Origin of the sequence: Pseudomonas sp. dw_358, assembly GCF_018449655.1 — a bacterium.
Taxonomy (GTDB): Bacteria; Pseudomonadota; Gammaproteobacteria; order Pseudomonadales; family Pseudomonadaceae; genus Aquipseudomonas.
Window position 1 is genome coordinate 263,162 of the sequence record NZ_JAAVUX010000001.1, and the last position, 14,344, is coordinate 277,505.

Here is a 14,344-nt window from a genome sequence, read left to right on the forward strand (position 1 = left end):
ACGTGCAGGCGCGTGATCACCAGGGACTCTCCGAACAAATACCGGGTAGGCGAAAATCGCCTGATCACCTGATCCGAGCCGCCCATGAGCCCGATGACCGTTGGATCAAGCCTCCACCACTGCCCGCTCGGACAGCACATTCAACGCCTGCGCCCATTGCAGGTTGTCGTTCAGGCACGGCACCAGGACCAGTTCCTCGCCCCCCGCCGCGACGAATTGCTCGCGGCCACGGTCGCCGATTTCTTCCAGGGTTTCGATGCAGTCCGCCACGAACGCCGGGCACATGACGAGCAAGCGTTTGACGCCTTGTTTGCCCAGTTCGTCCAGACGCGCCTCGGTGTAGGGTTCGATCCATTTTGCGCGGCCCAGCCGCGACTGGAACGACACCGACCATTTGCCCTCCGGCAGCCCCAGGCTGGCGGCAAACGCAGCCGCCACATGGAAGCATTGCGCCCGGTAACAGGTGGCCAGCACCTCGGGCGACGCGTTGCGACAGCAATCAGCGTTTTTCAGGCAGTGATTGCCCGTCGGGTCGAGCTTGGTAAGGTGGCGCTCGGGCAAGCCGTGGAAGCTCAACAGCAGGTGATCGTAAGGCGCCGCGTCCAGGTGAGGCTGGGCGCTGGCGGCCAACGCCTCGATGTACTCCGGCTGATCGTAGAACGGCTTCACGGTGGCGAATTTCACTGCCAGCCTGTGCTCGCGAACCACTCGTCTGGCTTCCTCGATCACAGTCGTCACGGTGCTGTCAGCGAACTGCGGATAGAGCGGAACCAGGGTGATCATATTCACCCCTTGCCCGGCCAGACGCGTCAGCACCGTCTGCAGCGAAGGCTCACCGTAGCGCATGGCGATTTCCACCGGACCGTGATTCCACTGCTCGCGCATCACCGTCTGCAAACGCCGGGTCAGCACCACCAGGGGCGAGCCTTCATCCCACCAGATGGACGCATAGGCGTGTGCCGACTGCTCCGGGCGCTTGACCAGGATCAGCGACACCAGCAGGCGACGCACCGGCCACGGCAGGTCGATGACGTAGGGGTCCATCAAAAACTGATTGAGGTAACGGCGAACGTCGGCCACATCGGTCGAAGCCGGTGAGCCCAGATTGACCAACAGCAGGGCGTGATCGGTCATGCGAGATCCTATTAGCGGGTTGCACGTCACAAGTAACGCTTAAAGCCTGGGCGCCAGATCAGCCAGCGCCGTGGACAAGTCGGTGAAACGAAAAACAAAGCCAGCCTCCTGCAACCGCGCCGGCCGTGCGCGCTGGCCGCCCAGCAGCAGCCCGGACATTTCCCCCAGCGGGCGCAGCACGAACGCGGGCAAAGGCATGAATGCCGGGCGATGCAGGACCTGGCCGAATGCGCGAGCAAACTCGCGATTGCGCACAGGCTGCGGCGCGCACGCATTATAAGGACCGCGGGCATCACTGCGGTGCAAGATAAAATCAATCAGGGCGATTTGGTCGTCGATGTGAATCCACGGCATCCATTGTTGGCCGCTGCCGATGGGGCCACCCAGGCCCAGTTTGAATGGCAGCTTGAGCTGGGCCAGAAAGCCCCCGTCGCTGGCCAGCACCAGGCCAGTGCGCACGCAGGCCACCCGTATGCCCAGGGACTCGGCACGCAGCGCGGTCTCTTCCCAGGCACCACACAGGCGGCTGGCGAAATCCTCGTGCACCGGCTGCGAGGCCTCGGTGATTTCCCGCTCCCCGGCGTCGCCATACCAGCCCACCGCCGAGCCGGAAATCAGCACCTGTGGCCGCAGGGAACGATGTTCCAGCCAGCCCAGGAGGTTTTCCGTGAGGCCGATGCGACTGGCCCACAAGCTCTTGCGGCGAGCGTCCGTCCAAGGGCGCGCGGCAATCGGCTGACCGGCCAGATTGATCACGGCATCAACGGGTTCGTCGCCCAGTTCGGACAACGTCGCGATGCCCTGCACCGTCGTACCGCACAGTCGGGAAACTTCTGCCGGTCGTCGGCTGAGCACCGTCAGTCGATGGCCTTGGGCAAGCCAGTGTTGGCACAGGCGACGGCCTATAAGGCCCGTGCCGCCGGTCATCAATAGGTGCATGGCAGGTTCCTCGTGGGGGGCAGGACAGCGCGCGCCGATCTATTTTTAGAGGAGTGAGGCACTTTTACCGGGACCTCTTCTCAGATAAAAATAGGGCAACCATTTAAGCAGGGACGCCATAACTTATACCAGAGCTGCTTATTGTACAGGTTTGTTTGAAAGCGTAGTCTGTGCACAAGCAACGAGGCCAAACATGACCGCACCTATCGCCATCATCGGTACCGGCATCGCCGGGCTGGCAGCCGCTCAGGCCTTGCACAAGGCCGGGCACAGCGTTCAACTGTTCGAAAAGAGCCGGGGCCCCGGTGGGCGCATGTCCAGCAAGCGCAGCGAAGTAGGCTCCCTCGACATGGGCGCGCAGTACTTTACCGCCCGCGACCGCCGCTTCGTCAATCAGGTTCAACAATGGCAAGCCGCCGGCTGTGTCGGTGAGTGGACGCCTCTGTTGTACAACTCCAATTCCGGGGTCTTGAGCCCATCGCCCGACGAGCAGATCCGCTGGGTCGGCACGCCCCGCATGAGCGCCATTGGCCGGGAGATGCTAGGAGAATTGCCTGTCGAGTATGCCTGCCGCATCACCGAAGTGTTTCGCGGCACCCAGCACTGGCACCTGCAGGATGCCGATGGGCGCAATTTCGGCCCGTTCAGTCACGTGATCATCGCTGTCCCGGCGCCACAAGCCACCGCGTTGCTGGCCACCGTGCCCAAGCTTGCCGCCGCCGCTGCGGGGGTGCAGATGGACCCTACCTGGGCCGTGGCGGTCGCCTTCGATGCGCCACTGCAAACGGCCATGCAAGGCTGCTTCGTGCAGGACAGCCCGCTGGACTGGGTCGCTCGTGATCGCAGCAAACCGGGCCGGGACACCACCCGCGACACTTGGGTACTGCACGCCACCAGCACCTGGAGTCGGCAACACATCGACCTGCCCAAAGAACAAGTGATCGAGCATTTGCACGGCGCGTTCGCCGAGCTGCTCGATTGCACCATGCCCGCACCCAGCTTCACCTTGGCGCACCGCTGGCTTTACGCCCGTCCAGTCGGGGGACGTGAATGGAACACCTTGGCCGATGTCGACCTGGGCGTATATGTGTGCGGCGACTGGTGTCTCTCAGGGCGCGTCGAAGGCGCCTGGATCAGCGGCAGCGAGGCGGCTCGCAAGCTGATCGCCCAGCTTGAATAGCCCGGCGCGCCATCGCCTCAACCCCCGCAAGTTGCTGCTGTCGAAATGGACGGCAGCCCGCCCCATGAACCGCGAAAAGCATTTCCTGGTCACCGAACTGTTCTGCGACGAGGCCGGCGTGGTGATAGAAATCGAACTTCAGGCGGTTTTGACCCAACGCAATCAGCGGCTGCCTTGGCAGTCGTTGCAAGATGCCCACTGTTGGCTCAGCGGCTGGAACTAAGTCATCCCCCGGAAGATCTTATACAAGACGATTGACTTGTATAGGTATACACCTATGATGCGATCAATGCTCACGTCTCCGAGCCAGCGTTCCGCCTGAGGTATCGATGCCCCACTCTGCCGCCGCGCCCAAGCCTCGCCTTGCCATCAGCGCTTGCTTGATGGGCGACGAGGTGCGCTACAACGCCGGGCATAAACAATCTCTGCTGTGCCGGGATGCCTTGGCCGAGCACTTCGACTTCGCGCGCATCTGCCCGGAAGTGGCGATCGGCCTGGGGATCCCCCGTGAGCCCATCCGACTGGTGGGCGAGCCTGCCAGCCCTAGAGTGGTGGGCACGGTCAACACTCAACTGGACGTCACCGAACCGCTGCAAACGTACGGGCAAAAGATGGCCGATGAACTCGAGGACATTTGCGGGTACATCTTCATGCAAAAGTCGCCGTCTTGCGGGCTGGAGCGCGTCAAGGTCTATCGCGACAATGGCGCCCCTCAGCCTGGTGGCGGTCGTGGTGCCTATGCCCAGGCATTTTGCGCGGCGCGACCGGACCTGCCGGTGGAAGAAGAAGGACGGCTCAACGACCCGGTCCTGCGGGAAAACTTTCTGGTGCGGGTGTTCGCCTATGCTGACTGGCAACACCTGCTCAAGGACGGCCTGAGCCGCCGCGCCCTGACCGAATTTCACGCCCGCTACAAATACCAGCTGATGGCCAACAACCCGCCGCAGTACAAAGCCCTGGGCAAACTGCTGGGCAGCATGGGCGATGCCGATGCCCGGGAAATCGGCCCGCGCTACTTCAGCCATTTGATGACCGCCCTCAAGCGTTGCGCAACCCGCGGCACCCACAGCAACGTACTGCTGCACTTGAGCGGATACCTCAAACACCACATCGATGCCGCGGACAAGCAGGAACTGCTGCACCTGATTGATCAATACCGTGAAGGCATCGTCCCGCTGGTGGTGCCGTTGACCCTGCTCAAGCATCAATTTCGTCGTCATCCCGACCCGTATATTGCGCAGCAGGTGTATCTGCAGCCCCATCCGGAAAACCTCAGCCTGCGTAATGCGATCTGACATGACCTCTTCTCTTGCTGCTCCCGACCTGTCGTCTGGCTGGCTGCCGATCCGCGAAGTCTCCCGTCTGACCGGCGTCAACCCGGTCACGCTGCGGGCCTGGGAGCGGCGCTACGGGCTAGTCGTGCCTCACCGCACCGCCAAGGGTCACCGCCTGTTCGACATTGGCCACGTGGCGCGCATTCAGGAGATCCTCACCTGGCTCAATCGTGGCGTCGCAGTCAGTCAGGTCAAGGCGCTGCTGGATGCGCCGGCCGCCGAGGCAGCCGTCAACGCCGGCGGCGACTGGCTGCCCCTGCGCCAAAGCCTGATCCTGGCCATTGGCAGCCTGGCCGAGCGGCGTCTCGACGAGCTCTTCAACCAGGCCATGTCCCTCTACCCGCCCGCGACGCTGTGCGAACAGCTGATGTTGCCGCTGCTGGCCGAACTGGACAATCGTTGGCAAGGTCAGTTTGGTGCCCAGATGGAACGGGTGTTCTTCCTGTCCTGGCTGCGCAGCAAACTGGGCGCGCGCCTGTATCACAACAACCGCCAACAACGCGGCAAACCGCTGCTGCTGGTCAACCAGTCGGATGTACCCATGGAGCCGATGCTGTGGATGACCGCCTGGCTGGCCAGCAGCGCCGACTGCCCGGTGGAGGTCTTCGACTGGCCGCTGCCACCGGGTGAGCTGGCGTTGGCCGTGGAGCGCCTGGGCGCCCGCGCCGTTGTTCTCTACGCCGGCAAATCCCTGAACATGGCCCAACTGCCACGGCTGCTGAGCAAATGTCACTGCGCCAAACTGTTGGTGGGCCCGGCCGTACGTATTCACCGCAGCGAGTGGCCGGCCATCACCGCCCGTATCGACGACCTTAGCCTGGCAGACACGCCGCTGGCGGCCCATTCACGCCTGCACTTTCTGGGGCTGCTGCAACCGCAGCCCTGACCTGCCCACGAGCCCCTTATGCAATTGATCTGGTTTCGCTGCGACCTGCGCATTCATGACAACACCGCCTTGGCGGCCGCTTGCCGGCAGGGCCCGACCGTGGCCGCGTACCTGATAAGCCCCGGGCAATGGCAGCGCCACGACGACGCTCCCGCCAAGGTCGATTTCTGGCTGCGCAATCTCGCCGAGCTGCGCGAGCAACTGGAAACCCTCGGCATCCCGCTGCTGGTGCGCACCATCGACCTCTGGGATGAAGCGCCGGCCGCGCTGGCTGAGCTGTGCCAGACCCACAGCATCGATACCGTGCACTGCAATGAAGAATACGGCGTCAACGAAACCGCGCGCGATGCCGCCGTGCAGGATCGCCTTCACCAGGATCAGGTGAACTGGGCCTGCCATCTGGACCAGCTGTTCTTCCCGCCCGGGAGCGTGCTGACCAAGAGTGGCACCTACTTCCAGGTCTTCAGCCAGTTTCGCAAGGTCTGCTATGAACGCTTGCACCAGTCGATTCCGGCTGTACATCCCAAACCCCATGGGCAGAAGGCCCCCGCCATCGAGAGTGACACGGTTCCTGGCACAGCCAAGGGCTTCGAAAGGCCTCCTCAAGCCATTATCGACCTGTGGCCAGCCGGCGAGGATGAAGCACACCGCCGTCTGACCCTTTTCAGCGACGGCCCGATCGACGACTACCTCAGCGAGCGCGACCTGCCCGCGCGACCCGGCACCAGCCAGCTGTCCGCTTACCTGGCGGCGGGTGTGATTTCGCCGCGCCAGTGCCTGCACGCCGCGTTGAACAGCAATCAGGGTGAATTCCAGAGCGGCAATGTCGGTGCGGTCACCTGGATCAACGAGCTGTGCTGGCGCGAGTTCTACAAACACATTCTGGTGGGCTACCCGCGGGTCTCCATGCACCGGGCCTTTCGCCAGGAGACCGAGGCGCTGCGCTGGCGCGAGGCCCCCGAAGACCTGCTGGCCTGGCAGCAAGGTCGTACCGGTATTCCGATCGTCGATGCCGCCATGCGCCAGCTGGTCAGCACAGGCTGGATGCACAATCGCCTGCGCATGATCACCGCCATGTTCCTGACCAAAAATTTGCTGATCGACTGGCGCGAAGGCGAGCGGTTCTTCATGCAGCATCTGATCGACGGCGACCTGGCCGCCAACAACGGTGGCTGGCAATGGAGCTCATCGACGGGGACGGACGCCTCGCCCTACTTCCGTATCTTCAATCCGGTCAGCCAGTCAGCGAAGTTCGACGAGCAAGGGGTGTTCATTCGCCAGTGGGTGCCGGAGTTGGCAGGCGAAAAGAGCAAGGAGATTCATGAGCCCAAGGCAGGCGGCGATCTATTCGGCGGCAGCCGGGATTACCCACGACCGATTGTGGATCTGCGCAAGAGCCGCGAGCGGGCGTTGGCGGCGTTTCGAAACCTGCCGCATCGGCAGGTGACGGGGTGAGATCACCGTCAACGGAGAGTCCTGTGGGAGATTCCATGGTTGCCTGCCAGAGCTTCGGCTGGCCGGCAATGTCATCACTGCGCAATAACGCCAGACCGCGTCGCCTGCATCGCGCCCAAGGCGCTGCTCCCACAGGGTGTGTGCTTTACAACGGTATCCGGTAGTTCAACGAGTACGCTTCAACCCCCTCATTGGGCTCTCGGATGCCGCCGTTGGAATAGTGGATCACCCGCAGCGCCACTTCCTGGCCGTTGCCGAAGTGCAGGCCCGCGCCGATACGGTCTTCAAAGTTGAAGGCCGTACCGAACTTCTGGTCCTCGACCTCCAGGTGCTGGAACACCGAGACGCCAATGCCGATATCGATGAAGGGCTTGATGTAGTCGCCATTGAACTCGTAACGGAACACCGGGGCAAAGGAAAGGGTGTTGTTGTTCTCGCCCTTGTCCGCCTGCCAGTGGGTAAAGCCGGTGTCCCAATAACCGGTGATGTGACCGACACTGCTCTCGGCCCAGTTCTTGTCCCAGTTCGATTGCAGGCTCAGGCGATAGACCATCGCCGACTGCCCGGTGTGACCTACCGAGAGTGACGCGTCCATTGCATTCGCTGTGTAACATTGCCCCAGGGAGATGGCCGCAAGCGCCGCCATGCAAAATTTCTTCATGAGAAACATCCTATTGTCCAACGCAATGACAGTTCTTTTTTTGGTCAAGCTACAGGCTTTTTATAGATTTCGTCGCCGGCCGCAAGTTTACTGACACACGGCATTTTCTGGATGAAATCTGCTACCGCTGGAAGCTTTGCACAATGTAAGAGTTTTGCCACAATGCCGGAAGAATGTTTCTGAAATGTTCTGCGTTGGCGCTGGTCCAGAACCGCGTCACCGCGGCCGGCCCCTCGGCCAGCAGATGGTCCTGCTGCAACAAGCGCTGCAGCTGCCTGGCCACGGCCGCGCCGGTGTCGATCAGGCTGACGTCGGCCGGAATCATCTGGCTCAGCAACGGCCGGAGAAAGGGGTAATGGGTACAGCCAAGGATCAGCGTATCGCAGCCCGCAGCCAGTAACGGCTCGACATAATTGCGCAACAATTGCTCCAGCGCAGGTGCCTGCAGGTCCCCTGCCTCGATCAGCTCCACCAACCCCGGACACGGCTGGGTGACCACATGGATGTCGCTGGCAAACCGATCCAGCAACGCGGCGAACTTGGCGCTCTGCAACGTGCCCGTGGTGGCCAGCACCCCTACCACACCGCTGCGCGTGGCCGCCGCTGCCGGCTTGACCGCCGGCTCCATGCCCACCAACGGCCACCGGGGGTAGCGTTCGCGCAAGTCGGCCATGGCCGCCACGGTCGCCGTGTTGCAGGCCATCACCAGCGCCTTGGCGCCCTGCTCGATGAAGAACTCGGCCACTGCAACGCAGCGCTCGCGGATGAACGCCGGCGACTTCTCGCCATAGGGGATGTGACCGCCATCGGACACGTAGAGCAATGACTCGCGCGGCAGCAATTGCTGAATTTCTGCCAGGACCGTCAGACCGCCCACACCGGAATCGAATACGCCGACGGGCGCCTGACGTGCATCAGCCATGGGCCGTACCGCACACGGAGCAGGCTGGATCACGCTTGACCCGCAGTTCGCGAAAACGCGCGCTCAAAGCATCCACCAGCAACAACCGGCCCACCAGGGGCTCGCCGAAACCGGCGAGCACTTTCAAGGCCTCCAGGGCTTGCAGGCTGCCGACCATGCCCACCAGCGGCCCGACCACCCCGGCCTCGCTGCAGGTCAGTTCGGTCTCGCTGCCATGACCGTAGAGGCAGTGGTAGCAAGGGCTGGCCGGGTTGCGCGGGTCAAACACCGACAACTGCCCTTCGAGGCGAATTGCCGCGCCGCTGACCAGCGGCTTTTGCGCCACCACGCACGCGGCGTTGACCGCCTCGCGGGTGTGGAAATTGTCGGAGCAGTCGAGCACCAGGTCCACGGCGGCCACGGCGGCGGCCAACGTGTCCTCGTCCAGTGCCGAACGGTGAGGCACCAGGCGCACCTGCGGGTTGATCGCCGCCAGACGCAGCATCGCAGAATCCACCTTGCTCGACCCTACCGAAGCAGTGTCATGCAGGACCTGGCGCTGCAGATTGGTAAGATCGACGCTGTCGAAGTCCGCGAGGTGCAGCTCGCCGACGCCGGCAGCGGCCATGTACAGCGCCACCGGCGAGCCCAGCCCGCCGAGCCCGATGATCAAGGCACGCGCGGCCTTGAGGCGGAGCTGGCCCTCGATATCGATTTGTTGCACAAGAATTTGCCGGCTGTAGCGCAGCAGTTCCTCGTCACTCAGCACGGCAGGCGTCCCAAGGTGATGCGCTCGTGGCCGCCCAGGTCGACACGGCTCTCGACCCGCTCGAAACCACGGCCGGCCAGCAACGCGCGGACTTCGCCAGCCTGATCATAACCGTGCTCGAGCAGCAACCAGCCGCCGGCCACCAAGTGCTGCGGCGCCGCGCCGATGATCTGGCGCAGGTCGTCTAAGCCGTCCACCCCCGCCACCAGCGCACTGCTGGGCTCGAAGCGCACGTCGCCGGCCCCCAGATGGGGATCGGCGGCAGCAATGTAGGGCGGATTGCTGATGATCAGCTGATAACGCTCACCGTCCAATGCATCGAACCAGTGGCTGCGCAGGATTTGCGCGTTATCCAGATGCAGACGCTCGCGGTTGCGTTCGGCCAAGGCCACCGCTTCGTCGACACGGTCGACGCCGACCACCTGCCAGTTCGGTCGCTCGCTGGCCAAGGCCAGGGCAATGGCGCCGCTGCCGGTACCCAGGTCCAACACCTTGGCCTCAGCCGGTGGCAGCAGTTCCAATGCCGCTTCCACCAGCATCTCGGTCTCGGGACGCGGGATCAGGGTGTGGGGCGCCACTTCCAGGTCCAGCTTCCAGAAACCCTGCTGGCCAAGAATATAGGCCACCGGCTCGCCATCGCGGCGGCGCTCCAGGTATTGGTTGAACCGTGTTGCCGCCTCGCTGCTGACAATGCGCTCGGGCCAGGTGTGCAGGTAACTGCGCGACTTGCCCAAGGCTGCCGCCAGCAGCAATTCGATGTCCAGACGGGCAGTAGGCGACTGCGGCAGTTCGGCGTTTCTCAGGAAACTGGCAATAATCGTCATTTACTCACCCAGTGCCGCAAGTTGATCGGCTTGATATTCAGCCAGGAGCGGCTCGATCACGGCATCCACACCACCGGCCATGACTTCATCCAGGGAGTACAGCGTGAGGTTGACCCGGTGATCGGTCACTCGCCCCTGGGGAAAGTTGTAGGTACGAATGCGCTCGGAACGGTCACCCGAGCCCACCAACAGCTTGCGCTCGCTGGCGATGGCGTTCTGCGCGGCGCTGGTCTGGATGTCATTGAGCTTGGCCGACAGCCAGCCCATGGCGCGCGCACGGTTCTTGTGCTGCGAACGCTCCTCCTGGCACTCCACCACGATGCCGGTGGGCAAGTGGGTGATGCGGATCGCCGAGTCGGTCTTGTTGACGTGCTGGCCGCCGGCGCCGGAGGAGCGGTAGGTATCGACCCGCAGGTCCGCCGGGTTGATCTCGATCGCCACCTGCTCGTCGGGCTCGGCGAGCACGGCCACAGTGCAGGCCGAGGTATGAATACGGCCCTGGGATTCGGTTTCCGGCACACGCTGCACGCGATGCGCACCGGACTCGAACTTGAGCTTGGCGTAGACGCTGTCACCTTCGACGCGGGCAATCACCTCTTTATAGCCGCCGTGTTCCCCCTCGTTCTCGGAGAGGATCTCGACCCGCCAGCCGCGCCGTTCGGCGTAGCGCGAATACATGCGGAACAGGTCGCCGGAGAAGATCGCCGCCTCGTCGCCGCCGGTGCCGGCGCGGATTTCGAGGAACACATTGCGGCTGTCGTTGGGGTCCTTGGGCAGCAGCATGCGCTGCAGCTGGCCTTCTAGAACGGCCAGGCGCTCACGGGCATCCTTGACCTCTTCGACGGCCATTTCCCGCAGGTCCGGGTCGCTGTCCTTGAGCAGCGCCTGGGCGCCCTCCAAGTCAGCTTGCACCTTGCTCCATTGCTGGAAATTGACGACGATCGGCTCCAACTCCGCGTATTCGCGGGAGTAGGTCCGAAAGCGCGTCTGATCGGAAATGACTTCGGCGTCGCCCAGCAGCGCCGTCAGTTCTTCGAAGCGGTCCTGGATCATGTCCAGCTTGTTGAGCAGTGACGCTTTCATTGCGGGGGTTTATCCGTGGAGCCCTCGTTCAGGGCAAAGAGTTCCTGGGCCATGGCCAGCGCATCGAGGCGGCCTTCGGCTGAAAGTTTTTTCAATTGCACGCTCGGCGCATGCAGCAACTTGTTGGTCAGCCCGCGAGCCAACTGCCCCATGACTTCTTCGGCATTGCCGCCATTGGCCAGCAGACGCAGGGCTTTTTGCAGCTCTTCGTCGCGCAGGCGTTCGCTCTGCTGGCGGTAAGCCTTGAGCACATCCACCGCCGCCAGCTCGCGCAGCCGCGCCATGAAGTCGTCGACACCGCTGGTGACCAACTGCTCGGCCGCCTGCGCCGCCCCTTGACGATTCTTGAGGTTCTCGGCCACCACCTCGTGCAGGTCATCCACGGAGTACAGGTAGACGTCGTCCAGCTCGCCCACTTCCGGCTCGATATCCCGCGGTACGGCGATATCGACCATGAAAATAGGCTTGTGCTTGCGCAACTTCAACGCACTTTCCACGGCGCCCTTGCCCAGGATCGGCAATTGGCTGGCGGTGGAGCTGATGACGATATCGCTGTGCACCAGTTCCTGCGGGATGTCCGACAGCAAGACCGCATGGGCGCCAAACTGCGCGGCCAGGGTGCTGGCCCGCTCCAGGGTGCGGTTCGCTACCACGATACGCTTGATGCCCTGCTCGTGCAGGTGCCGGGCGACCAGAGTGATGGTTTCGCCGGCGCCGATCAGCAGGGCACTGCTCTGCTGCAGGTCGCTGAAAATCTGCTTGGCCAGGCTCACGGCGGCAAAGGCCACCGACACCGGGTTTTCACCGATGGCGGTGTCGGTGCGCACCTGCTTGGCCGCGCTGAACGTGGCCTGGAACAACCGACCCAGCAGTGGGCCGATGGTCCCTGCCTCTCGCGCCACGGCGTAGGCCGACTTCATCTGGCCGAGAATCTGCGGTTCGCCCAGCACCAGCGAGTCGAGCCCGGAAGCCACCCGCATCATGTGACGAACGGCCGCATCGTCTTCGTGCACATAAGCACTCGCACGCAGCTCCTCGACGCTCAGATGATGATAATCGGCCAGCCAACGCAGGATGGAGTCGGACGTGGCGTGGTCCTGCTCGATGTAAAGTTCGCTGCGGTTGCAGGTTGAAAGGATCGCCGCTTCGCGGCTATCGGTCAGCCGGCAGAGCTGCTGCAAGGCTTCCACCAGCTGCTCGGGCGTAAACGCCACGCGCTCGCGCACGTCCACCGAAGCAGTCTTATGGTTGATACCGAGGGCAAGAAAGGCCATGCAAAGTCGCTGATGATGACGATAAGCCGGCAATTGTCCTACTTCGACAGGACGAGAACAACCACCGCACTCTATTGTCCTAATAGTCAGCGCCGAGATGAGCCATCACTGGTGGGTTTTGCCCATCGGCTTGTGTCATGATGATCCGACCGCAGGTAAGCCGCCAAATCCCTATATGAATAGAACTCCCGCATTGCTCCTCGCCTTTGCCTTGCTCAATGGCTGCCAGGCCTGGCCTGGAAACCACACGCAGGCGACGCCACCTGCCGCATCACCTGCACCACCCGCCGTGGCCAAGCCACCGGTCTATGGTTCACTGAGCGAAGAAACCACCTTCAGCCTGCTGACGGCGGAGCTTGCGGGCCAGCGCAACCGTTTCGACGTGGCGCTGGACAACTACATGACCCAGGCGATCCAGACCCAGGACGCCGGTGTGGCCGAGCGCGCTTTCCATATTGCCGAATATGTCGGCGCCGACCCGTCGGCGCTTGAGGCTTCGCTGCTGTGGGCCAAGAACGCCCCGGGCAATCTCGATGCACAGCGCGCTGCTGCCATCCAATTGGCGCGCAACGGGCGCTATGACGAATCCATGGTGTACATGGAAAAAGTCCTTCAGGCTCAGGGCGATACGCATTTCGACTTCCTCGCCCTGTCCGCAGCCGACACAGACCAGAACACCCGGCGTGGCCTGCTGCAGAGTTTCGATCGGCTGTTGGCCAAATACCCGAAAAACGGCCAGCTGATCTTCGGCAAGGCCCTGCTGCTGCAGCAGGATGGCAAGCCCGACGAAGCCCTCAAGCTGCTGCAGGACAACCCACCCCAGGACGGCGAGATCGCGCCCATCCTTCTGCACGCCCGCATCCTTAGCGCACTCAACCGTGGCAATGAAGCGATACCGCTGCTGGAAAAAAACATCAAGAAATACCCGGACGACAAGCGTCTGCGCCTGACCTACGCCCGCACGCTGGTGGAACAGAACCGCATGACCGACGCCAAAGTGCAGTTCGCCAGCCTGGTGCAGCAGTACCCGGACGACGACGAACTGCGCTATTCCCTGGCCTTGGTATGCCTGGAAGCCAAAGCCTGGGACGAAGCGGCCACCTACCTGCATGAGCTGGTAGACCGCGGCGCCCACGTCGACTCCGCACACCTGAACCTGGGCCGCATTGCCGAAGAACGCAACGACCCGCAGGGCGCGCTCAACGAATATGGCCAGGTCGGCCCCGGCAGCGATTTCCTTGCCGCACAGCTGCGCCAGACCGATATTCTGGTGTCCAACGGCAAGGCGGACGAGGCCTCCAAGGCGCTGGCCGAAGCCCGCGACAACGAGCCTGACTACGCGATCCAGCTGTATCTGATCGAAGCCGAGACGCTGGTCAACAACGACAAGAACGATCAGGCCTGGGCCGTGCTGAAAAAAGCATTGCAGCAGTACCCCGATGACCTGAACCTGCTCTACACCCGGGCCATGCTCGCCGAAAAACGCGATGACCTGCAGCAAATGGAAAAAGACCTGCGGGCGATCATCCAGCGCGAACCGGACAACGCCATGGCGCTCAATGCCCTGGGCTATACGCTGTCTGACCGCACCACGCGCTACGCCGAAGCCAAGGCACTGATCGAAAAAGCCCACCGCTTGACCCCGGATGATCCGGCGGTGCTCGACAGCCTGGGCTGGGTCAACTTCCGCCTGGGCAACCTCGATGCCGCCGAAGGCTTGCTGCGTCAGGCCCTGGACCGTTTCCCCGATCAGGAGGTGGCCGCCCACCTGGGCGAAGTGCTCTGGGCCAACGGCAAGCAACGCGAAGCAAAACAAGTCTGGGCCAAGTTCCTCAAGGACCAGCCCGACAGCCCTGTTCTTCGCAGCACCGTGCTGCGCGTCACCGGATCCGAGAACCTGTAAC

At 62.9% G+C, this 14,344-nt stretch carries 14 protein-coding genes; 6 read left to right on the forward strand and 8 right to left on the reverse strand.

The window, feature by feature from the left end:
* Positions 1–105: 105 nt before the first annotated feature.
* Both hemH and HB675_RS01270 read right to left on the reverse strand, forming a co-directional pair.
* Positions 106–1,134, reverse strand: coding sequence for a ferrochelatase (gene hemH / locus HB675_RS01265; RefSeq protein ID WP_213875272.1), 1,029 nt, complete (start codon positions 1,132–1,134; stop codon positions 106–108).
* Between the two features lie 39 nt (positions 1,135–1,173).
* Positions 1,174–2,073, reverse strand: a complete 900-nt coding sequence (locus HB675_RS01270) for a TIGR01777 family oxidoreductase (protein ID WP_213875273.1) — start codon at positions 2,071–2,073, stop codon at positions 1,174–1,176.
* 193 nt (positions 2,074–2,266) lie between these two features.
* Between HB675_RS01270 and HB675_RS01275 the strand changes: the two genes are divergently transcribed.
* The 5 genes from HB675_RS01275 to phrB all read left to right on the forward strand — a co-directional run bounded on the left by HB675_RS01275 (position 2,267) and on the right by phrB (position 6,928).
* Positions 2,267–3,253 (forward strand): FAD-dependent oxidoreductase, encoded by a 987-nt coding sequence (locus tag HB675_RS01275; protein ID WP_213875274.1) that lies wholly within the window; start codon positions 2,267–2,269, stop codon positions 3,251–3,253.
* The gene (locus tag HB675_RS01280) at positions 3,246–3,476 is read left to right on the forward strand and encodes a TIGR02450 family Trp-rich protein (RefSeq protein ID WP_213875275.1); all 231 of its coding nucleotides are present in this window, start codon (positions 3,246–3,248) and stop codon (positions 3,474–3,476) included. The genes HB675_RS01275 and HB675_RS01280 overlap by 8 nt, the downstream gene beginning before the upstream one ends.
* Before the next feature lie 106 nt (positions 3,477–3,582).
* Positions 3,583–4,548 carry a DUF523 and DUF1722 domain-containing protein gene (locus HB675_RS01285; protein ID WP_213875276.1) on the forward strand — a complete coding sequence of 322 codons (966 nt, stop codon included), beginning with the start codon at positions 3,583–3,585 and terminating at the stop codon, positions 4,546–4,548.
* Position 4,549: 1 nt separating this feature from the next.
* Positions 4,550–5,473, forward strand: a complete 924-nt coding sequence (locus HB675_RS01290) for a MerR family transcriptional regulator (RefSeq protein WP_256737444.1) — start codon at positions 4,550–4,552, stop codon at positions 5,471–5,473.
* 18 nt (positions 5,474–5,491) lie between these two features.
* Complete coding sequence (gene phrB, locus HB675_RS01295; protein WP_213875278.1) at positions 5,492–6,928, forward strand: deoxyribodipyrimidine photo-lyase; 1,437 nt, start codon at positions 5,492–5,494, stop codon at positions 6,926–6,928.
* A 145-nt stretch (positions 6,929–7,073) separates the two neighbouring features.
* On the opposite strand, the gene HB675_RS01300 is transcribed toward phrB, so the two are convergent.
* From HB675_RS01300 to hemA, 6 genes are all read right to left on the reverse strand, one after another.
* Complete coding sequence (locus HB675_RS01300; protein WP_275957922.1) at positions 7,074–7,598, reverse strand: acyloxyacyl hydrolase; 525 nt, start codon at positions 7,596–7,598, stop codon at positions 7,074–7,076.
* Positions 7,599–7,710: 112 nt separating this feature from the next.
* Positions 7,711–8,511 carry a glutamate racemase gene (gene murI, locus HB675_RS01305; RefSeq protein ID WP_213875280.1) on the reverse strand — a complete coding sequence of 267 codons (801 nt, stop codon included), beginning with the start codon at positions 8,509–8,511 and terminating at the stop codon, positions 7,711–7,713.
* A complete protein-coding gene (locus tag HB675_RS01310; protein ID WP_213875281.1) occupies positions 8,504–9,259 on the reverse strand; it encodes a molybdopterin-synthase adenylyltransferase MoeB in 756 nt (251 codons plus the stop codon). The genes murI and HB675_RS01310 overlap by 8 nt, the downstream gene beginning before the upstream one ends.
* On the reverse strand, positions 9,253–10,083 hold the full coding sequence (prmC, locus tag HB675_RS01315) for a peptide chain release factor N(5)-glutamine methyltransferase (protein WP_213875282.1): 831 nt from the start codon (positions 10,081–10,083) through the stop codon (positions 9,253–9,255). Before prmC ends, HB675_RS01310 begins: the two co-directional genes overlap by 7 nt.
* Positions 10,084–11,166 (reverse strand): peptide chain release factor 1, encoded by a 1,083-nt coding sequence (gene prfA, locus HB675_RS01320; RefSeq protein WP_213875283.1) that lies wholly within the window; start codon positions 11,164–11,166, stop codon positions 10,084–10,086.
* Positions 11,163–12,440, reverse strand: a complete 1,278-nt coding sequence (hemA, locus tag HB675_RS01325) for a glutamyl-tRNA reductase (protein WP_213875284.1) — start codon at positions 12,438–12,440, stop codon at positions 11,163–11,165. The genes prfA and hemA overlap by 4 nt, the downstream gene beginning before the upstream one ends.
* A gap of 175 nt (positions 12,441–12,615) precedes the next feature.
* On the opposite strand from hemA, the gene HB675_RS01330 reads away from it, so the two are divergent.
* A complete protein-coding gene (locus HB675_RS01330; RefSeq protein ID WP_213875285.1) occupies positions 12,616–14,343 on the forward strand; it encodes a tetratricopeptide repeat protein in 1,728 nt (575 codons plus the stop codon).
* The last annotated feature ends 1 nt before the right edge of the window (position 14,344 follow it).